Below are 21,909 nucleotides of genomic sequence, written 5' to 3'. Positions count from 1 at the left end.
GGCATGGGTGAGACAGAGCGTATCGAAGCTCTCTCGAGTTGGCACGATGATTGGTCCGGCCTTCGTGTGGCCGTTCTGGGTCTCGGGGTCACGGGGTTTGCTGTTGCGGACACGCTGGTCGAGTTGGGGTGCACGGTGCGTGTCATCGCAGCGGGGAGGGACAGGGACCGCGAACGACTTCTTGAGGTCATTGGCTGCCAGTTCTTTCACGACACGCGCGATGCGGTCCAGCTTACTGACCTGGCTACTTTTGCCCCGGATCTTGTCATTGTCTCTCCGGGCTATCGGCCCGATCACCCGCTGACGACCTGGGCCGAGGCGTCTGATATCCCAGTGTGGGGCGATATTCAGTTAGCGTGGCGGTTGCGGGACAAGGTTGGTGCTCCGGCCGATTGGATTACCATCACCGGGACGAACGGTAAGACCACGACGACCCAGCTCACCGCGCACATGTTGCTCGCGGGTGGTCTCCGGGTTGCTCCTGTTGGCAATATCGGTGTTCCGGTACTTGACGCTCTGCGCGACCCACAGGGGTTCGACGTGCTTGTGGTGGAGTTATCCAGCTTCCAACTCGCGCGCGTCGGCCATATTGAGCCCTATTCGAGTGTCTGCCTGAATATTGCCGCTGATCATCTGGATTGGCATGGTTCTCTCGGCCAATACATCGCCGATAAAGCACGTGTTTACGAGAATACTGTCCACGCGTGTGTGTACAATCGGGCCGACCCGGTGACGGAAAATATGGTCCGTGACGCAGATGTTCAGGAGGGCGCCCGCGCGATTAGCTTTGGCCTGGATAGTCCCCAACCGAGTGATCTGGGTATTGTTGATGGCCTCCTGTGTGACCGGGCCTTTCTTCATGAGCGACAGACGAGTGCTTTGGAGATCACAACGATCCAGCATCTCGCAACTCTCGGGCTTGCCGCGCCGCATATCATCCAGAACATTCTCGCGGCCAGCGCGCTTGCTCGCTCCCGGGGCGTTGAGCCGGCTCAGATCGCGGCGGCTCTCGATGCTTTTCGTCTTGATTCTCATCGTGTGGAGCGAATCGCTACGGTGAACGATGTCCTGTGGGTAGATGACTCGAAAGCAACAAACCCGCATGCAGCCTCGGCCTCGCTTCGTTCCTTTGAGAGCGTCGTATGGGTGGTCGGGGGGCTTCTTAAAGGCGTTGACGTTGACGATTTGGTGCGCAACCACGTGTCTCGTCTCCGTGCTGTAGTGGTGATCGGTCAGGATCGCAGCGAACTGATTGCGGCGTTCAGACGACACGCACCGGATGTGCCGCTTTTTGATGTTGAACCGGGTGAAACTGTTGACATTATGGCGGCTGTTGTGGGTCACGCAGCGTCTGTTGCCCAGCCGGGAGATACAGTTCTTCTGGCTCCAGCTGCGGCATCAATGGATCAATTCAGCAGCTACGCAGATCGGGGAGCGCGATTTGCTTCGGCGGTACGACAGCTAGTGGGAGGTGAGGCGGATGACGATTCCGCCTCCCTCTAGGCCGAGCCCGGCACGTGCAGAAGACGCTGAGTCGTCTGCCAGGGGGTTTCGCGCCCGAATCTCTCTGGGGCGTAACCTCACGGCTGAGTCCAGCACATATTTTCTGGTGCTGGGTACGACGCTCTTTTTGGTGGCAATCGGGCTCGTCATGGTGTTGTCCTCCTCGTCGATCACGTCGTTTGTGGGAGAGCAGGGATTCTTCGCGGGGTTTTGGCGTCAGGCCACATTCGCTGCCATCGGGGTGCCTCTTATGCTGGTGTTCAGCCGGTTCCCGGTGAGCTTTTGGAAGAAGTGGGCTTGGCAAGCGCTTGCGCTGGGGGCTCTTCTCCAGCTGCTTGTGTTTACGCCATTGGGGATCGAGACCTACGGAAACCGCAACTGGATTTCGATTGGTGGTGTAACCGGCCAACCTTCGGAGTTTCTCAAGCTCGCTCTCGTGGTGTGGATTGGCTACATCTTGTGGAAGAAGCGCGCACTCCTTGATCGCTCGATGCACGCCCTCATACCGGTACTCCCCGTAGCCGGTATATCTATCGGTCTTGTCCTGTTGGGCGAGGACCTGGGGACGGTGATCGTTATGAGTGTGGTCGTGATGGCCGCACTGTATTTCGCCGAGTTGCGTCTCCGTACGCTGCTGATTCCTCTTGTTCTGGGGGTTGCACTGGTTGCTGTGATGGCGATCACGAGTCCCAACCGAATGGGCCGCATCGCCGATTTCTTTGAGAAGAGTGGGAGCGATTACAGCGGACTGTCCTGGCAACCACTTCATGGCCTGTGGGCACTGGCTAATGGTGGAGTTTTTGGCGTTGGCCTGGGCAACTCAAAAGCCAAATGGTCCTGGTTGCCCGCAGCCGATAACGACTACATCTTCGCCATTATCGGCGAAGAGCTGGGTTTGATTGGGGCAATCGTTGTTATCCTGCTGTACGTGCTTCTCGCTGTGGGCCTCCTACGCGTGATGAGAAATGCACGCGATCTTTTCGGCGTCGTGACGACGGGTGCTGTCCTTGTGTGGATCGTGGGCCAAGCCTTCGTGAACATCGGTGTTGTGATCGGCATTCTGCCCGTTCTGGGTGTACCACTTCCGCTACTGTCGTCGGGTGGAACCGCTCTTATATCCTGTCTGATGGCGATTGGAGTGGTTCTGTCGATCGCACGAGACTCCACTAACAATCCCCCCGAGGACACTCCGACGGCGCGACCAAATCAGAGGACACGATGACAACATATTTGCTTGCCGGCGGTGGAACGGCCGGGCATGTCAACCCCCTTCTCGCTGTGGCTGACTACCTTCGTTCTGTGGAACCGGACTCCACGATTGTGGTTCTGGGAACGGCAGAGGGGCTGGAAGCCCGGTTAGTTCCCGCACGTGGGTATGAGCTTCTGACGATCCCTCGCCTGCCGTTTCCTCGTCGTCCCAACCGGGAAGCACTTGCCTTTTTCCCACGGTTTGCCCGCGCTGTGAGTCGGGTCACCGAGATTATCCGCGAGTACTCGGTTGACGTCGTTGTGGGTTTCGGGGGATACGCCTCGGCTCCCGCCTATCGCGCGGCAAAACGCTGTGACATTCCCCTCGTCATTCACGAGGCTAACGCTAAGCCAGGGTTGGCAAACGTGCTGGGTGCCAGACAGACCTCTTTTGTTGGGGTTGCTTTTGAGCACACTGAACTCCCACACGCCCGGTTTGTTGGTATGCCATTGCGTGTAGAGATTGAGCGGCTCGATCGAGTCGCTATTCAGCCGGAGGCTCGCGCGCACTTTGGGCTTGATGTTCGGCTGCCCACTCTTCTTGTCACCGGCGGATCGCAGGGTGCGCGGAGTATTAACGAGGCGGTTTCGGCTGCGGCCTCTGACATTCTTGCCGCGGGCTATCAGATTCTTCATGTGTGGGGGCAGCGTACTGAAATTCAGGATCCGGGGCGGGAACACTACGTTATTGTCCCATATTGTGATCGAATGGACTTGGCTCTGGCTGTCGCGGATGCGGCGATTTCCCGTTCTGGCTCGGCAACCGCGAGCGAGTTGAGTGGGCTTGGTATTCCGGCTCTCTACGTCCCATACCCGCATGGTAACGGGGAGCAGCGCTTCAACGTTCAGGGCGTCGTTGCTGCCGGTGGTGCCCTTCTCGTTGATGACAGCGAGTTGTCTGCTGCCTGGGTGCGCGAGAGGTTTCTCCCCCTGTTGTTGGACGGTACTGCTCTCGACACAATGTCCCGAGCGGCAGCCCAGACGGTTGTACTGGATGGCGCACGTCGTACGGTCGAGCTTATTCACGAGGCGCTGGCTTCTCGCCTGCGATGAGTTGAGTAGCGGAACAGCAACCGGCGCGGTTGCATGATCTTGTCAGCACGGAGGGCTACTCTGGAGCCTGCAGATAACGCCACTGGAAGGGCACAGAATGATCTATCCTGATCTCGAACTTGAGCTACCCGAGACGGTGGGCACGGTCCACTTTATCGGGATTGGGGGCTCAGGCATGAGCGGAATCGCCCGGCTCTTTCATGATGCGGGCCATCGCGTGACCGGTTCGGATGCCACGGAGAATTCCAATGTGGTCCAGTTGCGTGACCTGGGAGTCACTATCACGATTGGTCACGACGCGGCCAATCTCGGCGATGCTGATACGGTCGTCATCACGGGCGCACTCTGGCCAGACAACCCCGAATATGTGCTCGCTCAGAGTAGGGGATTGCCTATCCTGCACCGTTCGCAGGCTCTCTCCTGGCTGATTGGTTCGCAACGTCTTGTAGCGGTTGCCGGCGCGCACGGAAAGACCACCTCCACAGGTATGATTGTCAGCGGGTTACTGGCTCTTAACCAGAGCCCCAGCTTTGTCAACGGTGGTGTCATCGAGTCGATTGGTGTGAGTTCGGCACGTGGTGCAGATCCAATTTTTGTGGTTGAAGCCGACGAGTCTGACGGTTCATTCCTGCTCTACAATACCGATATTGCACTTGTGACTAATGTTGATCCAGAGCATTTGGACTACTACGGGTCACGGGAAAATTTCATGCGGGCCTTTGTCGATTTTTCCCGGGGGGCCGCAGAACTCGTGGTTATTTCTTCGGATGATCCCGGTGCACGTGAGGTAACGGCCCAGCTGGACGGCCGCTCCGTACTCACTTTTGGTGAGGCAGAGGATGCGGATGTCCGGGTCCACTCGATCATCACCGATGGTCCGGTGTCCTTTGGCCTGTCCTACCGCGGTGAAGAATTCTCCGCTCAGCTCTCCGTCCCCGGACGCCACAACGCTATCAACGCGGCCGGTGCGTGTGCCGTGCTGTTTGCGCTGGGCTACGCCCCGGACGAGGTGGTTCCTGCCGTGGCCACTTTTGGTGGCACTAAGCGGCGTTTTGAGTTGCATTCGACCATTGGCGGTGTGAGCGTCTACGACGATTATGCTCACCATCCGACTGAGGTTGCGGCGGTATTGTCGGCTGCTCGTACGGTGGTGGGGGAGGGTCGTGTGGTGGCCGTGCATCAACCACACCTATACAGCCGCACGCGACTCTTTGCACAGGAGTTTGCTACAGCACTTGAAACGTTTGCCGATCACACGGTCGTTTTGGCTGTGTGTGGCGCGCGCGAGAGCCCGGAGCCCGGTGTGACTGGTGAATTAGTATCCCAACGGTTTGTCAATCCGTCCAAGGTTGCGTACGTGGATGAGTGGCAGGTAGCCGCTGATTACATTGCCTCATTTACTCAGCCCGGTGACTATGTCATCACGTTGGGCTGTGGTGATGTTTACCGGATCATTCCCCAAGTTGAGGCCGCTTTGGAGGATCGCTGGTCGTGACACGGGTAGATTTGTGAAGCGCCCTGGGGGATTTGATCCGGCCCGGCCGGATCCGGCTGCTGGGCGGCTGAAGGATGTGCGGTTACCTCGACCGGTTCGTCCCGGTGCTCCGGCACGCCGAAACCCAGCCGAACCCTCCCACGAGACCCCGGGGGAGCGTAGCGTCGTCCGTCCGGTGATCCCTCTGAAACGGGCAACACCGACTTCGGTCGATTCGTCGGTAACCCGTGAGCTGACCCCGTTTCGCGAGGATGTCCGCTCACCCCGCACAGATATCTCGACCTCGGCGGTTGTCCCGATCTCTTCCGAGGTATCCGCTGGCGAATCGGAAGATTCTCCGCCAGCCGTGGTGGGCGAACCTTCTCATAGGACGTTGATCGCGCCCCAGGTCAGGGCGGAGCCTGGAAACGCGTGTGGAAGCACGCTCCGTCGTGCCATCTGGCGTCGGCGTCGTGCAGAGCGGGCTGAGATGAAACGGTTTACCGCGCTGGCACGTCGGCGTAGACGAACGGTATTCGCTTCGCTATCGGCGGTGGGAGCGCTGGTGATTTTTGTGGGGGTCGGTGCGTTTACGCCGCTGATGGGGCTGCAGCAGATCCAGGTGTTGGGGGCCGAGCGACTTGATACCGCTGCCGTCGTGAAGGCTCTGTTTTCACAAGAGAATGTGCCACTAACGCTGTTAGATGAGGGCCAGATTCAAGAAGCTCTTTCTGACTTTCCCGTGATTCAAAGCTATTCCCTGGAAACCCTGCCGCCACACACCCTGGTGATTCGTGTGGCCGAGCGTCAACCGGTGATGTCGCGTGTGGTGAGTGGTGGGTTTAGCCTCGTTGATCCTGCGGGTGTCGTGATTGAGACTCAAGCTGAACGACCCGCGGGATATCCGGTTGCCAGTTCCCTGCCCGCCGACCCTCGCGCGCCCGCTTTCATTGCGGTCGCCGCCGCACTTCAGGCTGTCCCCGCCGACCTCCTTCCGCGGATTGACTCGGTGACGGCGACCACCGCTGACAACATATCTTTTGTCCTAGTAGACTCCGGCATCAATGTGATCTGGGGGAGTGCGCAGGACTCCTCTCTGAAAGGCGTTATCCTGGACAGGATGATTGCCGCGCTGGCCGCTCAGGAGGTCACGGTGATTGATGTGTCGTCAACGGAAGCACCGGTCTTTTCGTGATCACGTGGCGTGTGGGTTGAGGAAGTGTGGTGGATTTTGCCTCAACATTTCGACACGCGGAACGTCATACACGGTGAGGGCAGATTCGCCCGTAGCGTGAACCACAGGAATTGTATACTGAGAATAACTTTAATCTTCTAGTAGAGGTTTAAGGTTTCAGCGGAGGCCGAACGTGTCAAATAATCAGAACTACCTCGCAGTGATCAAGGTCGTTGGCGTGGGTGGCGGTGGGGTTAACGCCGTCAATCGAATGATTGAGTTGGGGCTCCGCGGCGTAGAATTTATCGCCGTCAATACGGATGCTCAAGCTCTCCTCCTCAGTGATGCCGACGTCAAACTTGACATTGGGCGCGTGTTGACCCGCGGGCTGGGTGCCGGAGCTGATCCTGAGGTTGGCCGTCGTGCCGCCGAAGACCATGCGGAAGAGGTTGAAGAGGCTCTCGCCGGTGCCGATATGGTTTTTGTGACGGCGGGCGAGGGTGGTGGAACCGGCACGGGTGCGGCCCCGATTGTTGCCCGGATTGCCCGGTCAATCGGTGCCCTCACAATCGGCGTTGTTACCCGTCCATTTAGCTTCGAGGGCAAGCGTCGCGCGGCCCAGGCGGACGCCGGCATCCACACGCTTCGTGAAGAAGTTGACACTCTTATCGTGGTTCCTAATGACCGCTTGCTTGAAATCAGTGACCCGGGGATCAGCATGGTTGAGGCTTTCGCTTCCGCGGACCAGGTTCTCCTGGCCGGTGTGCAAGGCATCACCGACCTGATTACCACCCCGGGTCTAATTAACCTCGACTTTGCAGACGTGAAGTCGGTTATGCAGGGGGCAGGTTCCGCGCTTATGGGGATCGGCTCCGCTCGCGGTGCTGACCGGGCGATCAAAGCGGCGGAGCTAGCCGTAGCATCGCCCCTTCTGGAGGCCAGTATTGAGGGTGCACACGGTGTTCTCCTCAGCATCCAGGGTGGTTCTAACCTGGGACTCAACGAAATCTATGAGGCGTCCTCACTGGTGCAGGATGCGGTCCACCCTGAGGCCAACATTATTTTCGGCACGGTCATTGACGACACTCTGGGTGACGAGGTGCGTGTCACCGTTATTGCGGCCGGGTTTGATGCTGTTGAACCCGCCCACGCGGCCCCGGAAACGGTCAAGCGTCGTACTTACATTACGCCAGCTGAGACGCAGCCGATTGAAGATTCCGCTGAGGGGGCCACCGAATTTGGTGAGGCTATCGTGTCGCCCCCCGTTGAAGCCGTGCTGCCTGATCCATCCTTTGCGGATGACGATGATATTGACATCCCCGACTTTTTAAAGTAAATCGGTGAGTGAGCTACCTGCACTGTTGAGCGAGCGGCTTGATGCCGTTCGTGTGGGGGTTGCTTCGGCTGCTGCCGCTGCCGGTCGGCGCCCCGAGGACATCACCACGGTCGTTGTGACTAAGTTTCACCCGGTGAGCCTCATTCGTGATCTATACGGATTGGGCGTTCGCGACTTTGGTGAGAACCGGCACCAGGAAGCCCAGCAGAAGGCCGCTGACCTGAGTGATTTGGACCTGAGATGGCATTTTGTGGGCCAGATCCAGGGTAAGAAAATTCGCCAGGTCGCAGAGTATGCGGATGTTCTGCATAGCTTTGATCGGGTTCGTCTTGTCGAGGCGTTACCCCGCACGGGACGTACCCTGTCGTGCTTTCTGCAGATCAATATGACGGATGATCGAAATCGTGGGGGAGTGTCTCCGGATGAGTTACTCCCTGTTGCCGAACGGGTGCTAGGGCACCCCCTCCTTCGGCTGAGGGGCGTCATGGCTGTTGCCCCTCTCGGCGAGGAGCCAGCTAGGGCTTTCGCCAGGTTGAGACGATATTCTGAAGACTTGCGTCAGATTGCCCCCGACTCGACGGAAATCTCGGCGGGCATGACTCAGGATTATGTTCAAGCTGTTGCCGAGGGCGCGACACACCTGCGGATTGGCACGGCAATAACGGGAAACAGGCCAGACACGGTCTAATCTCAGTGTAGGCAAACTGTTGGAGGTAACTAATGAGCAATCCACTGAAGAAGACCATGGTCTATCTGGGGCTTGCGGATGAAGAGCTGGAATATGAGGAGGTTGAACCGGATGCAAAGCAAACTCCGGTTGCACCTACCGCTGCTGCTCCCACGCGTGCTCCGGTGACTCCGCTTCGTCGAGCCACCACCCGTGGCCCAGCTGCAACTCCTCTCAACGAGATCTTGACTGTTCATCCCAAGCAGTACCGGGATGCACAGGTCATTGCAGAGAACTTCCGTGACGGTGTACCTGTCATCATCAACCTCTCGCAGATGGACGATGCCGAGGCGAAGCGTCTCATCGACTTCGCGAGTGGACTCTCGCAGGGGCTGTACGGAAAGATCGAACGGGTCACAAACAAGGTTTTCTTGCTCTCACCTTCACATATTGCGCTGAGCGGCGACCAGGCGGACTCTGGTGAGGCTGAGGCGTCGTTCTTTGTGAACTCCTAGGGCAGAGTCCATCGCGTAATGCTTGAAGGAATCCTTGTTGCTAGCTTTGTTGCCCGGCTGATTGTCCAGCTCTATATTCTTGTCCTCTGGGCCCGGTTTATCCTGGACTGGGTGCGTGCTCTCAACCCTGCCTGGCGACCGCGGGGGTTCGTTGTCGTTCTGATTGAGCTGGTATTCACCATCACTGACCCTCCCATCCGCTTCATCCGTAAGCTGATCCCACCGCTTCGAATTGGCAGCCTGTCACTGGACTTTGGCTGGATGATTACCCTCATAGCTTGCTGGGTCATCCTGGCAATACTCCCCTAATATTTGACCGAATTCGCTCGACATGGTGTCACGCTACACATTATCTTCAGTGGTTTGCTAGCGTTGATGTGACGCCGCGAGTGTGGCGAAGACTAACGAAAGAGACCAGCGATGGCTTTGACACCTGAAGATGTCGTAAACAAGAGGTTTACGATCACGAAGTTCCGTGATGGATACGACCTTGATCAGGTTGATGACTTCCTTGATGAGGTTGGAATCGAATTGCGTCGTCTTGAAGCTGAGGCAAACGCGTTGCGACAGGAGAACGAAGAGCTTCGTGATCGTGTACAGAGCATGGAAGCGAACGAGTTTGCTCAGCCGCGCTCCGCTTTCTCGGGTGCCGACGACATCGAAGAGACCGTTGTTACTCACGCGGAGCCCGTCGTGAGCGCTCCAACCCCTGCGGCACCCGCTCTTGCCGGTGCCGGGTTGGCAACCGAGGCGTCAAAGAGCAGCGGGATGCTTCAACTAGCCCTTGAGCTGCATGACAAACACGTCCGGGACGGCGAGGAGAAGCGTGATGCGCTTATTCGTGAGGGCGAGAGCACTGCTCGCGAACTCGTTTCCGACGCTCAGAAGCAGCGGGCTGACGAACTTGCACGCCTGAACGGTGAGCGTGCCGAGCTTCAGGGAAAGATTAAAGAACTTCGTGAATTTGAGGGCGAGTATCGTTCCACGCTCCGCAGCTACATTCAGGGCCAGCTTCGCGGGCTCGACGGCTCGCCGGAGCCGGAGGGTGCCCCGGCCGGTCTCGATTGAGCGGGATAGAGGAGCCTTCTGCTGAGTTGAGCGAACCTGGTTCTGCGGGGCGGCGGCGCACGGCGATTCTGCTGCTTGTCGCGCTTGCAGTCTTTGTCTATGGAGTTGACCAGTTCAGCAAGTTTTGGGTGGTCAATAACCTGGATTATGGTGTTCAAGTTCCGGTGATTGGTGACGCACTCCAGTTCTACTTCGTCCGAAATGCGGGGGCCGCCTTTTCTTTCGCGAGTGGGAGTACCTGGATTTTCTCGATCCTGGCATCCGCTGTCACCATATTTGTCCTGTGGTACTCATCACGTATTCGTTCGCTCGGATGGGCAGTTTTTTTGGGTTTGTTGCTGGGGGGAACCTTGGGCAACCTGAGTGACCGCTTTTTTCGTGAACCCGGATTTGGCGTTGGCCATGTGATCGACTTCATTTCAATGCCTTGGCTGCTCCCTGCGATTTATAATCTGGCCGATGTGGCGATTGTGAGCAGCATGATCGTCTTCGTGATCCTCACTTTTCGGGGGATCCGGATTGATGGTCGTCGAGAGGTTTCGATTGCGGGGGATCGGAAAGTTGGGAATATGCGCTCCGAAACTGACCTCGACACGGGAACTGCTCGTGGAGAGTAGAAGCCTGTACGTTCCCGACGGACTCGACGGTGTTCGTGTTGACGCGGGCTTAGCCAAGTTGCTCGGGTTTTCCCGCAGTTTTGCGGCCGATGTTTTGATAGCCGGCGGGGTTCGAGTTGACGGGTCCCGTGTGGGCAAGTCTGATCGTCTGCATGCTGGCTCGATGCTTGATGTTCAGTGGGCTCCTAAGGAGGGGCCTCAGGTGATACCGGTTGAAGTTGAGGACTTCCGGATCATTCACGATGATGCAGATATCGTTGTTATCGACAAACCAGTGGGAATTGCCGCTCACCCGGCGGTGGGCTGGGCTGGCCCGACCGTGCTGGGTGCACTGGCTGCTGCTGGTTACACCATCGCTACCTCGGGTGCCCAGGAACGTGCCGGTATTGTGCACCGTCTCGATGTGGGTACGAGCGGCGTGATGGTGGTCGCCAAAAGCGAAAATGCCTATAGCCTAATGAAACGTGCCTTTCGTGATCGAACGGTGGATAAGGTCTATCACGCTATTGTGCAGGGACACCCCGACCCTTCGTCTGGAACCATTGACGCACCGATTGGGCGCCACCCGAGCTCCGAGTGGAAATTTGCGGTGACTCAGGGTGGTAAGTCCTCCATCACGCACTACGCGACGCTGGAGGCCTTTCCCTATGCTTCGCTGCTGGAGGTGCACCTGGAGACGGGTCGCACACACCAGATTCGCGTACATATGGCTGCCCAGCGTCACCCCTGCGTGGGTGACAGCATGTACGGCGCTGATCCCACCTTGACGACCAAGCTGGGGCTGGAACGCCAGTGGTTGCATGCCAAGGAACTCTCTTTTATGCATCCAGGAACGACCGAGTGGGTCACCTACGAGAGTGAATACCCGGCTGATTTGCAGCACGCTTTAGCGGTTCTTCGCGGACACTAGCCACCTGTCTCGAGTAAGATTAAGGCTCACCTGCAACCCCTGGGAGACATCGTGTCGAAGACAGATTCTTTTGTGCATTTGCATGTGCATAGTGAGTACTCGATGCTGGATGGAGCGGCGCGAGTCAAGCCCCTCATCGAGGAAGCCGTTCGGCAGGGAATGCCCGCTATCGCTGTTACTGACCACGGAAACACGTTTGGTGCTTTTGACTTTTGGAACACTGCGACAAATGCCGGCATCAAACCCATCATTGGCACTGAGGCCTACGTCACGCCGGGAACCCACCGTAGTGATCGTACGCGTGTGCGTTGGGGGAGCGGTAGCGGTGATGATGTTTCCGGTGCTGGTTCCTACACCCACATGACCCTCCTCTCAGCGTCGCAGACGGGAATGCACAACTTGTTTCGCCTCTCCAGCCGGGCGTCAATTGAGGGCTACTACTTTAAGCCACGTATGGATCGTGAGATTTTGAGTGAACATGCCAAGGGTCTGATCGCCACGACCGGTTGTCCAAGCGGCGAGGTGCAGACGAGGCTGCGGCTGGGACAGTACACCGAGGCGCGCCAGGCGGCTGCGGATTTTCGGGACATCTTTGGTGCCGAAAACTACTACTGCGAGATCATGGACCACGGCATTGATATTGAGCGTCGGGTGATGGCTGATCTGATCAAGCTCTCCCAGGACCTGGGTCTGCCGCTGGTAGCAACCAACGACCTTCATTACACCCACGCGGCTGATGCCGAGTCACACGCTGCCCTATTGTGTGTGCAGTCTGGTTCGCGCCTTGACGATCCGAACCGTTTCAAATTCGATGCCAATGAGTTCTACCTTAAGACCCCGGCTGAGATGCGTCAGCTATTCCGCGACTATCCTGAGGCCTGTGATAACACCCTCCTGATCGCGGAGCGGTGCGAAACTGCTTTTGATACGTCGGCCAACTATATGCCGCGCTATCCCTGTCCTGCCGGGGAGAACGAGGAGAGTTGGTTCATCAAGGAAGTCGAGACGGGGCTGCACGAGCGATATCCTGCAGGCATCCCCGACGCGGTGCGTAAACAGGCCGACTACGAGGTCGGTGTGATCGTGCAGATGGGGTTTCCCGGCTACTTCCTGGTGGTGGCTGACTTCATTAATTGGTCTAAGAAGAACGGAATCCGTGTGGGCCCGGGCCGCGGTTCCGGAGCGGGGTCGATGGCTGCGTATGCGATGAAGATCACGGATTTGGATCCGCTCCAGCACGGACTGATCTTCGAGAGATTCCTCAACCCTGATCGCGTCTCTATGCCCGACTTTGACGTTGACTTTGACGAGCGTCGTCGCGGCGAGGTCATCAAATATGTGACCGATAAATACGGTGATGAGCGCGTCGCTCAGATCGTCACGTACGGCACAATCAAAGCTAAGCAAGCTCTCAAAGATTCTTCCCGGGTACTCGGGTTTCCGTATGGTATGGGTGAGAAGTTGACCAAGGCGATGCCACCGGCTGTGATGGGGAAGGACATCCCGCTGAGCGGAATCGTGGATCCCGAGCACCCGCGTTACAAGGAGGCCTCAGACTTTCGTGCCATCTTGGAGGTGGACCCAGAAGCTCAGAAGGTGTTCGATACCGCCCGCGGTATTGAGAACCTGAAGCGTCAGTGGGGCGTGCACGCGGCCGGTGTGATCATGTCGAGCGACCCTCTGATCGACATCATCCCGATTATGAAACGCGAGCAGGATGGTCAGATCGTCACACAGTTTGACTACCCGGCGTGCGAGTCGCTCGGGCTGATCAAGATGGACTTTTTAGGGTTGCGGAACCTGACGATCTTGGACGATGCCCTGGATAACATCCGTGCTAATCGCAACATGGAGCTGATTCTCGAAGGCCTCGACCTGACCGATCAATCGGCCTACGATTTGATTGCCCGGGGGGATACGCTCGGTGTTTTCCAGCTTGATGGTGGCCCCATGCGTGGCCTGCTGCGGTTAATGAAGCCCGATAATTTCGAGGATATTTCAGCTGTGCTGGCCCTGTACCGACCCGGTCCGATGGGGGCCAACTCGCACACCAACTACGCGCTGCGTAAGAATGGTCAGCAGGATATCGTTCCCATCCATCCGGAGCTCGAAGAGCCGCTGCGGGAGGTGTTGGGTGGCACTTATGGGCTGATCGTGTATCAGGAGCAGGTGATGTCGATCGCCCAGAAACTTGCCGGATTTACGCTTGCCCAGGCAGATCTGCTTCGTCGCGCGATGGGTAAAAAGAAGAAATCCGAGCTAGATAAGCAGTTTGAGGGTTTTTCGAAGGGGATGAACGATAACGGCTACTCGAACGCCGCGGTCAAGACCCTGTGGGATATCCTGCTGCCATTCTCTGATTACGCCTTTAATAAGGCGCACTCGGCCGCATACGGTGTGCTCAGCTACTGGACGGCCTATCTCAAAGCCAATTACCCTGCTGAGTTTATGGCCGCGCTGCTGACAAGCGTTGGCGATTCGAAAGACAAACTGGGGATGTACCTGAACGAGTGCCGACGTATGGGTATTCAAGTGCTGGCCCCGGATGTTAACGAGTCGTTTGTGCATTTCTCAGCAGTGGATAAGGACATCCGCTTTGGCTTGGGTGCCATCCGAAACGTGGGTGCAAACGTGGTGGAGCTGATCCGTGCGGCCCGCGAGGAGAAGGGGAATTTCAGCTCGTTCCACGACTTCCTCAACAAGGTGCCGCTTACCGTGCTGAATAAACGGACGGTTGATTCGCTGATCAAGGCGGGCGCGTTCGACTCGGTGTCTCCGGTTCGCCGCGCACTGGTAGAGATTCACGAGGATGCAGTTGACGCTGCCGCTCTTCTCAAACGCAACGAGGCCCACGGCCAGGTTGATCTGTTTGGTGACCTGTTTTCTGAAGAGGAAGACTACTACGTTCCCGAGCGGCCCGAGTGGGCGAAGAAAGATAAGCTCGCGTTTGAGCGAGACATGCTGGGGCTTTACGTCTCTGACCACCCGCTCGCGGGGTTGGAACTGGCTTTAGCCAAGCACGCCACCACCACGATCAGCGAGATCCACAACCCTGATGCCAACTTTGATGGCGAAACTGTCACGGTTGCTGGGCTCATCACGAGTGTGCAGCACCGCGTAGCCAAGTCTGGCAACCAGTACGGCATGATTACGGTCGAAGATTTTACGGGTGAGTTGCAGGTGCTACTCATGGGTAAGTCATACCTGGAGTTTGGGCCAATTCTCGAGAGTGACTCGATCGCGTCGGTGCGGGGTAAGATCAACGCACGCGACGACGGGATGTCGATGCACGCCTACGGAGTGAGCCTGCCGGAGGTGGCTGTGGCTGAGGTTGGCGCGCCCATCGAGATCTCGGTGCAGGATCGCCGTGCCACGGAAAAGGTGATCCGTGACCTGCGGGAGGTGCTAGGTCGGCATCCCGGTCAGAACGAGGTGCGGTTGCACCTCCTCACCAACGACGTTATTCGTGTCTTTGAGGTGCCCTATAGCGTGACGGTGAGTGCAGACTTCTTCGGTGATGTAAAGGGACTCCTCGGTCCGAGCTCTCTGTCTTAGAGTGGTCTCCGGTTACCGCTTCTTGCTAGGTGTTGTGCAGCAGTGTGGTGAGAGTGGTCTCCGCCCGCATCATCTCCTGCGATGTGATGGATGGCTCGAAGCCGTCACCCCGTGGCCGCGATAGTTCGATAATGCCGCGCACTGATGCGGGTCGCGGTGTGAGCGCAATGACTCGATCCGAGAGTCGCACTGCTTCACGAATGTCATGGGTAATAAGTAGTATCGTCCACCCCATATCGCGCCACATACCGTGTAACCAGTCCTGCATATCGGTGCGGGTGAGCGAGTCGAGCGCCCCAAAGGGTTCGTCAAGAAGGAGAGTGTTGGTGCCCTGAAGCACCGTACGGAGCAGGGCCACCCGCTGGCGCATCCCACCGGAGAGATGCTCGGGGTGGGCATCCTCGAACCCGGTCAAGCCAAAAGCGGGAAAGAGATCGCGCGCCCGAGCCCGGGCCTCGGCCCGCCCTGTTCCGGCGATCTGCAACCCCAGAATCGCGTTATCGAGAACGGTGCGCCAGGGGAAGAGTACATCGTCCTGTGGCATGTAGGCGCAGTGAGCCGCCCTGTGCCGGAAACGCTTAGCCGAACCGGTGAGGGGGAGTGTGACCCCATCAATAACAACTTCGCCGCTGTCGGCCCTGTCGAGGCCTGCGAGGATATTGAACAGCGTGCTTTTACCGCAGCCACTCGGGCCGATCAGCGAGACAAACTCACCGCGGTTGACGGTTATCGAGATGTCAGTGAGCACGGGTCGGACGTCGCGATTCGTGGCGAAGGATTTGCTCACATTCGAGATCTTGAGGGGGAGACCGGGGGCGCTGCGGAGGGGAGTGTTGGCGCTCATCCGCGAGTATCCTTTCCGGTGACAACGGTCCAGGGGGCAACGATACGCTGCACCAGGTAGGTGAAGAGGAAGAGGGCGACGCTCATGAGGGCGGTGAGTGCCACCGCGGCCAGCACGAGGTCGGTGCGGAACGAATTCTTCTGTGCGCTCATGTAGAGACCCAACCCGGCGCGGGCCCCAACATACTCCGCAAAGATTGCCCCTACAACGGCGTAGGTGACACCAATACGAAGCGACGTGAAGAAGCGCGGCATGGCCTGCGGCACCCGCAGGCGGTAGAAGATCTGCCAGCGGGAGGCACCCATGCTCGTGAGGAGGGCTGTTGCGGTGGGACTCGTGGTGAGGAATCCCTCGATCAGACCCAGAGTGATGGGGAAAAACGTGACAAGTATGATAACAAGAACTTTGGGTAACGTGCCGAAACCAAACCAGATGATCATGAGCGGCGCGATCGCGACGATGGGAATGGTCTGCGAGGCGACGAGAAAGGGGGTGACCGAGAGACGGAACCAGGGAATGAAATCGACGGCCGTCGCAATGAGCCAGCTGACGATCAACGTGAGGCTGCATCCGATCAGCGTGACCTGAAGTGTGGCCGAGGCGTGCCGCCAGAGGTCGCTGCTGTGCGCGATTCCCTGGGCGAATACGCGTGACGGCGCGGGTAAAATCTGCGGACGAACGCCGCTTATACGCACGTACAACTCCCACCCGACCAGCAGCAGAACGCCCAGAAGGATGGCGGGTAGTAGGCGGCGGACGGTGCGCACGGCTCGGCTGATATCCACTAGTCGGCGAGATACTTATTGGTGAAGTAGGTATCCCAATCAGGCCTCTCGGCAAGTGGGTTACCGTCCGCATCGCTCAGAAGTTTGTTGTCGAAGAGAAAGTTGGCATAGCCAGCCCAGCGCTCGGACTCGAGGGTGCCCACCGTGCCCTGTGCATCCATCATGAGCGTGCTGGAGAGAAGACGCTGGCTTTCGTGTACGATTTTCTCGTCGGTTAGCAGGTCAGGGTTGGCCTCGAGGAGGATATCGGCGGCTTCATCCGGGTGCTCGGCCGCATACTGGTACCCCTTCTGGAGGGCCTGAACGAAGGCGGCACTTTCCGCGGGGTGCGCATCCGCCCAGTCGCGACTCGCGTTGATAACCACCGAGTAGGCGCTGGGAACACCGTAATCGGTGAACCTGAAATAGGTCATGGGCGTGCCTCGGCGTTCCGCCTCAACACCTTCCCACGTGAAGAAGGGGATCACGAAGTCGGCGTCTCCCGAGTAGAGAGCCTCATACGACTGAGTGCCGAGGACAACACTATCGAACTCACCCGTTCCACCATCGTTCTTAATGACCTGGGTGAGGAGCGGAATTTCTGCGGGCTCGCCAAAGCCCGCATAGGTGGTGCCGTCAAGATCAGCGGGGCGTGTGATGGAGGTGTTGTTGGCAGCGATGCCGATGGCGCTGGCCCAGTTCTGAAGCACCGCCATAACGGTGACCACCCTGGCCCCGGAGGCCTGTGCCAGGGTAGAGGCGTCGTGAAAACTCACGCCAAAGTCGGCATGACCGGCATCCAGGAGGGTATCGGGGAGTACATTGTTGTAGTCGATCGTCTCAACGGTGAGGCCGGCGTCGGCAAAGTAGCCCTTCTCTTGGGCGACGTAGAAGCCGGTGTGATTGGTGTTGGGGGTCCAGTCGAGCGCAAAGCGCACGGTGCTACCGTCCCCATCATTCTCCTCGGCCGGGGCTGCGCAGGCAGAGAGAAGCAGGGTCGCCAGGCCGATAAGTGCTACCGTGCGGATCGTTCGTGACATGGTGGAATCTTTCGGAAAGTTAATGGCTGGGAACGGCGGTTGCCGGCCAGGGTACGCGGTTGAGCGCCGAGTCCCAGAACAGTAACTCGTACGTGCACGCGGTGCGGAAGGCCAGAATCATGGCGTCGTCGTGGTGTGGCGTTGACCCTCCGTGTGCCGCGTCAACAACCGTGCACGCGGTGCGCACAGACGATTGGAATTCGTCGTCGTTGTACGAGGCAACCCAGCGGGCAAACGGATGCTCGGGATCCCGGGCGAGGACATCTGTGGCGTCACGGGCAAGGCGAGATGAGACATCCGCGTACAACCAGAAACAGGGCAGGACGGCGGCAGTGGCGACAGGATACGGTGCGGTTGCCGCCGTCGCAATGAGGTAGGACACGTAGCCGAGGCAGGTGGGGGAGTGACTCGGTTGTCGATCCCCGCGATCACTCTCACCGGAGAGCAACTCGCCGTGTAGTTCTGACTCGACCACGACCGCAGTGCGGGAAGACCCCGCCCAAAATGCCGCGGCGTCGGGAGTGGGGGCACGGGAGGCGAGGATGGCCAGAGCCTGCGCATATCCGGTGAGATAGAGCGAGTCCTGTTCCAGGTAGAAAGAAAAATCGGCGCGGTCGAGAGTTCCATCGCCCAGGCGAGTCAAGAATTCAAGCCCGGTGATAGTGTCTCGGATATCGCGGGAGTTCTCCCACAGCCGGTCGGTAAATCGCTCGCTCACGAGGCAACTTTCTCCGGCTTCGGATCGTTGCCAAGCACTCTTCGGAGGGTGGAGGAGCGATGGTTCTTAAATGTGCAGCCTGGCATGGCTCGGACATCCCTTCGTCAGCATTACCTGCATCAGGTTCTCGGGTTTTATCTCAGCCGGGCATCGAGCGCGGCACCCCGTGTCTTACAGTGTGCTAACACCGTAGCACACGGCCAGGTGGCATCGGCGGTCGCTTCCGGGCCCGAATGTCTAGGGCCGTGTGGCATAAGATAGTGATCGCGCGGGAGCCTGTTCAGTCGGGCTGAGAGGGCCGTTCGCCAAAGCGAGCAAGGGAGGCCGACCGCTGAACCTGATCTGGGTCATGCCAGCGCGAGGGAGCGGATGTGTGAGTATGCGGGATGGCGATCCGGTTGATCTAATCATTGTCGGTGGGGGAATAGTGGGTTCCTTAGCTGCCTGGCGGGCGGTGCGCGCCGGGCTCACGGTCAGATGGTTCGATCCCCAGCCGGGGAATGGTGCCTCACGCGCAGCGGCTGGTATGCTCGCCCCCACTTTTGAGGCGGCATTTGGCGAGCGCGATCTGATGAGACTCAACGTGGGCTCCGCAGCGCTCTGGCCGAAACTCGTGTCCGATCTGGCGTCCGAGACCGGATGTGACCTCCAGTTGCGACAGGCCGGGACGCTCACGGTGGCTTTCGATTCGGGCGATCTTACCGAGGCGCGGCGTGTCCATGACCTACACGAGGAGTGGGGGTTGTCCTCCGCCGTGCTGACCACGAGTGGGGTGCGTCAGCGTCTCAGTATCGTGGGGTCGCGGGTCGCTGGCGGCCTGTGGGCAGCGCATGATCACAGTGTTAACCCGCGGCGGGTGATCTCCTCGCTCGTGACAGCGGTCGCCGCGCGCGGTGTGGCCGCGGATCGGCGACACGTCGTCTCGCTTCTCACCGAGTACAGCGGTTCGACAACGACCGTTTCTGGCGTCCTCCTGTCGGACGGGAGCACCGTGCAGGCTGAGCGGGTTCTTGTAGCGGCTGGCTGGGAGAGTGGGGAACTGCTTGGGCGTATCCCGGGGTTGGTCGTACCCACCCGCCCGGTAAAGGGAGAGGTGGTGCGGCTAGACGCATCAGGGCTTCCATGGCTCGATATCGGCTACACTGTGCGCGGACTGGTGCAGGGCCGTCCCATCTATCTGGTGCCCCGCCCCGGTGGCGAGATCGTGATTGGTGCCACAACCGTTGAACTGCCAGATGATCGTGAGATGACGGCTGGCGGCCTTTTTGCTCTGCTCCGAGATGCTCGAGCCATCGTGCCCGGTATCGACGAGGCCCCCGTGCGTGAGCTCATGGCGCGGGCGCGACCGGGTACACCCGATAACCTACCGCTGATTGGGCGGGTGGGGGACGGTTCATTGCTGGTGGCGACGGGTCACTATCGACACGGTATCCTGTTGGCAGCGTTGACCGATCACTATGTGAATCTTCTGCTGCGTGGCGATGAGTTGCCGGCAGAGGCCCGCGTCTGCGACCCCAACCGATTCAGCCTCGCCGCCCGCGTGCCGATACCCGATTGTGGAGACCAACCGGCTATCGAGTTGCCCACCCACCCAAGGAGCATATGATGACCCCGTCACCTGATCTGTTTTCCGTGAATGGCCTGGACCGCCCGTGGCGAGAGGGGCAGGCTCTGGACGATATTATCCTGACGTTCGTGAATCCCGAGGTGGCTGCTCGACCCGACGTTGTGCCCGGTGGCATTGCGGCGGCCATCAATGACGTGGTTGTGCCGCGGAGTCGCTGGTCCGTGACCCACCCAGTGGTAGGGGATCGCGTTGAGATTCTAACCGCCGTGCAGGGAGGCTAGCCGTGGAACCTTACCGTGTCGAACCGCTTATGATCGCGGGTGAGGCCCTGAGTTCTCGCCTGATTATGGGGACGGGCGGAGCGCCGAGCCTGAGTGCGTTGGAACGGGCGCTTGTCGCTTCGGGTACGCAGCTGACGACCGTGGCTCTGCGCAGGGTTCAGGCCGAGGGCGATGGTTCCGTCTGGGGCCTGTTGCGGCGTAACGGTATTCGTGCGCTCCCCAACACCGCCGGGTGTTTTACGGCGGCGGAGGCGGTGCTCACCGCCCATCTTGCGCGCGAGGCGTGCGAGACCAACTGGGTCAAGCTTGAGGTGGTCGCGGATGATGTCACGCTGCTCCCCGACCCTATCGAGTTGCTGGCTGCGGCAGAATCGCTTGTCTCCGATGGCTTTGTGGTTTTACCGTATACCAACGACGATCCGATCTTGGCGCGCAAGCTTGCTGATGTGGGTTGCGCGGCGGTGATGCCTCTTGGCGCTCCGATCGGGTCGGGGCTAGGAATCCTCAACCCGCACAATATCGAGGCGATTGCCGCACACTCGCGGGTTCCAGTGATCCTGGATGCCGGGATAGGTACTGCCTCGGATGCGGCCCTGGCTATGGAACTGGGGTGTGCGGGTGTGTTGCTTGCTACGGCGGTGACTCGCGCGGCGGACCCGGTGGGGATGGCGGTCGCGATGCGGCTGGCCGTTGAGGCAGGCTATGCGGCGGCGCACGCGGGTCGGATTCCCCGGAGGACGGAAGCACTCGCCTCGTCTCCCCTGGATGGCAGGGCGAACCTCGACCTTGCCCTCTAGATCGGGTGAAGCGGGAATGCAGCAGAGAGAAACGAGGCATCGGCCATGAGCGGGCAGAAGTATCAGCGTGGTCGACAGCGGTGGGTCGTTCCTGTCGTGGCGGTTGGAATTGTCTTGAACCTAGGGTTGACGGGTGTGATTCTGGCGGCTGTGGCCGCTCTGGTGCCGGAGCGTGTGGGGCACTCTTCCGGGGCTTCCGACGGTGAGACTGGTGACGTGCAAACTGATAACGATGCCCCCGGGGCTATTGGCCTTGACCTGCTGGGGAATTTTGACACCCCCACCGCACCGATCTGGTCCTTTCCTTCTCTGGAAGGATACGATTTCGACATTATTGATGAGCAGGGTATAAACCGACAGACAAATAGGTCTTCGGGATGCATCGCCACCACCTCGCAGACGGAGCAGGAGCCACTCGGGGCGGACCCCACGTCGGATCGGGCCGAGACTGAAGCCTCCCTGGACACCCTGGTGGCGACGCTCGGTGAGGGGAAGGCGGGTGTGACCACCGCCGATCCGAGCACCGTGGAAAATGTTGCCGTTGGAACCATAGGGGGACAGCAGAAAATAGAGTTCTTGGCAACCCGATTCACCTTTACGGGTGAGGACACGACCTACACCTACCAGGTGGCTGTCCGGGCGCTTCCGCAGGAAAAGTCGTTGATGTGGCTGTCGGTCCTGTGCCCTACGAGCGTGGTGATTGACGAACCGGGCACCTTCACACGTATCGTAAACAGAACTGCCGTGGTCTTCGCGTAGGACGTCGATCTATGCGAAC

21 protein-coding genes and 2 riboswitches are annotated in these 21,909 nt (G+C 59.0%); of the genes, 17 read left to right on the top strand and 4 right to left on the bottom strand.

Going from position 1 to position 21,909, the window contains the following annotated elements; translation table 11 throughout:
• Positions 1–3 precede the first annotated feature (3 nt).
• The 13 genes from murD (at position 4) to dnaE (ending at position 15,120) form a co-directional block, all read left to right on the top strand.
• Positions 4–1,503 (top strand): UDP-N-acetylmuramoyl-L-alanine--D-glutamate ligase, encoded by a 1,500-nt coding sequence (gene murD / locus FB466_RS11825; protein WP_141918584.1) that lies wholly within the window; start codon positions 4–6, stop codon positions 1,501–1,503.
• On the top strand, positions 1,481–2,725 hold the full coding sequence (ftsW, locus tag FB466_RS11820) for a putative lipid II flippase FtsW (RefSeq protein WP_141918583.1): 1,245 nt from the start codon (positions 1,481–1,483) through the stop codon (positions 2,723–2,725). The genes murD and ftsW overlap by 23 nt, the downstream gene beginning before the upstream one ends.
• On the top strand, positions 2,722–3,804 hold the full coding sequence (locus FB466_RS11815) for a UDP-N-acetylglucosamine--N-acetylmuramyl-(pentapeptide) pyrophosphoryl-undecaprenol N-acetylglucosamine transferase (RefSeq protein ID WP_141918582.1): 1,083 nt from the start codon (positions 2,722–2,724) through the stop codon (positions 3,802–3,804). Before ftsW ends, FB466_RS11815 begins: the two co-directional genes overlap by 4 nt.
• Before the next feature lie 97 nt (positions 3,805–3,901).
• Positions 3,902–5,299 (top strand): UDP-N-acetylmuramate--L-alanine ligase, encoded by a 1,398-nt coding sequence (murC, locus tag FB466_RS11810; protein ID WP_141918581.1) that lies wholly within the window; start codon positions 3,902–3,904, stop codon positions 5,297–5,299.
• Between the two features lie 469 nt (positions 5,300–5,768).
• The gene (locus FB466_RS13520) at positions 5,769–6,473 is read left to right on the top strand and encodes a cell division protein FtsQ/DivIB (protein ID WP_170206114.1); all 705 of its coding nucleotides are present in this window, start codon (positions 5,769–5,771) and stop codon (positions 6,471–6,473) included.
• Between the two features lie 172 nt (positions 6,474–6,645).
• Entirely contained in the window at positions 6,646–7,788 is a 1,143-nt protein-coding gene (gene ftsZ / locus FB466_RS11800) for a cell division protein FtsZ (protein ID WP_141918579.1), read from the top strand.
• Positions 7,789–7,792: 4 nt separating this feature from the next.
• Positions 7,793–8,476 carry a YggS family pyridoxal phosphate-dependent enzyme gene (locus FB466_RS11795; protein WP_141918578.1) on the top strand — a complete coding sequence of 228 codons (684 nt, stop codon included), beginning with the start codon at positions 7,793–7,795 and terminating at the stop codon, positions 8,474–8,476.
• A gap of 32 nt (positions 8,477–8,508) precedes the next feature.
• On the top strand, positions 8,509–8,970 hold the full coding sequence (locus FB466_RS11790) for a cell division protein SepF (RefSeq protein WP_141918577.1): 462 nt from the start codon (positions 8,509–8,511) through the stop codon (positions 8,968–8,970).
• An 18-nt stretch (positions 8,971–8,988) separates the two neighbouring features.
• Positions 8,989–9,279: a YggT family protein gene (locus FB466_RS11785; protein WP_141918576.1), complete on the top strand. Its 291-nt coding sequence runs from the start codon at positions 8,989–8,991 to the stop codon at positions 9,277–9,279.
• 111 nt (positions 9,280–9,390) lie between these two features.
• A complete protein-coding gene (locus FB466_RS11780) occupies positions 9,391–10,038 on the top strand; it encodes a DivIVA domain-containing protein (RefSeq protein ID WP_141918575.1) in 648 nt (215 codons plus the stop codon).
• 26 nt (positions 10,039–10,064) lie between these two features.
• Entirely contained in the window at positions 10,065–10,655 is a 591-nt protein-coding gene (gene lspA / locus FB466_RS11775) for a signal peptidase II (protein ID WP_141918574.1), read from the top strand.
• On the top strand, positions 10,645–11,565 hold the full coding sequence (locus FB466_RS11770) for an RluA family pseudouridine synthase (protein WP_141918573.1): 921 nt from the start codon (positions 10,645–10,647) through the stop codon (positions 11,563–11,565). Before lspA ends, FB466_RS11770 begins: the two co-directional genes overlap by 11 nt.
• 51 nt (positions 11,566–11,616) lie before the next feature.
• Positions 11,617–15,120: a DNA polymerase III subunit alpha gene (dnaE, locus tag FB466_RS11765; protein ID WP_141918572.1), complete on the top strand. Its 3,504-nt coding sequence runs from the start codon at positions 11,617–11,619 to the stop codon at positions 15,118–15,120.
• Positions 15,121–15,145: 25 nt separating this feature from the next.
• On the opposite strand, the gene FB466_RS11760 is transcribed toward dnaE, so the two are convergent.
• Genes FB466_RS11760 through FB466_RS11745 form a run of 4 tightly spaced genes read right to left on the bottom strand, consistent with a single transcriptional unit; the run spans position 15,146 to position 18,486 of the window.
• Entirely contained in the window at positions 15,146–15,964 is an 819-nt protein-coding gene (locus FB466_RS11760) for an ABC transporter ATP-binding protein (RefSeq protein WP_141918571.1), read from the bottom strand.
• Positions 15,961–16,749, bottom strand: coding sequence for an ABC transporter permease (locus FB466_RS11755; protein ID WP_141918570.1), 789 nt, complete (start codon positions 16,747–16,749; stop codon positions 15,961–15,963). Before FB466_RS11755 ends, FB466_RS11760 begins: the two co-directional genes overlap by 4 nt.
• Complete coding sequence (locus tag FB466_RS11750) at positions 16,749–17,768, bottom strand: ABC transporter substrate-binding protein (protein WP_141918569.1); 1,020 nt, start codon at positions 17,766–17,768, stop codon at positions 16,749–16,751. Before FB466_RS11750 ends, FB466_RS11755 begins: the two co-directional genes overlap by 1 nt.
• Positions 17,769–17,787: 19 nt before the next feature.
• Positions 17,788–18,486: a TenA family protein gene (locus FB466_RS11745; protein ID WP_141918568.1), complete on the bottom strand. Its 699-nt coding sequence runs from the start codon at positions 18,484–18,486 to the stop codon at positions 17,788–17,790.
• Between the two features lie 79 nt (positions 18,487–18,565).
• A riboswitch (TPP riboswitch) is annotated at positions 18,566–18,663 on the bottom strand.
• Positions 18,664–18,744: 81 nt separating this feature from the next.
• Positions 18,745–18,868: riboswitch (TPP riboswitch) on the top strand.
• Here FB466_RS11745 and thiO point away from each other — a divergent pair.
• From thiO to FB466_RS11725, 4 genes are all read left to right on the top strand, one after another.
• Positions 18,866–20,092 carry a glycine oxidase ThiO gene (gene thiO, locus FB466_RS11740; RefSeq protein WP_246054664.1) on the top strand — a complete coding sequence of 409 codons (1,227 nt, stop codon included), beginning with the start codon at positions 18,866–18,868 and terminating at the stop codon, positions 20,090–20,092. (Overlaps the previous riboswitch by 3 nt.)
• Positions 20,089–20,334 (top strand): sulfur carrier protein ThiS, encoded by a 246-nt coding sequence (thiS, locus tag FB466_RS11735; RefSeq protein ID WP_211344818.1) that lies wholly within the window; start codon positions 20,089–20,091, stop codon positions 20,332–20,334. Before thiO ends, thiS begins: the two co-directional genes overlap by 4 nt.
• A 29-nt stretch (positions 20,335–20,363) precedes the next feature.
• On the top strand, positions 20,364–21,131 hold the full coding sequence (locus tag FB466_RS11730) for a thiazole synthase (protein WP_141918735.1): 768 nt from the start codon (positions 20,364–20,366) through the stop codon (positions 21,129–21,131).
• Positions 21,132–21,176: 45 nt separating this feature from the next.
• Positions 21,177–21,890 (top strand): hypothetical protein, encoded by a 714-nt coding sequence (locus tag FB466_RS11725; protein ID WP_141918566.1) that lies wholly within the window; start codon positions 21,177–21,179, stop codon positions 21,888–21,890.
• Positions 21,891–21,909 lie beyond the last annotated feature (19 nt).

The organism is Klugiella xanthotipulae (assembly GCF_006716695.1).
Classification (GTDB): Bacteria; Actinomycetota; Actinomycetes; order Actinomycetales; family Microbacteriaceae; genus Klugiella; species Klugiella xanthotipulae.
This window is presented reverse-complemented; position numbering and strand designations above follow the sequence as displayed.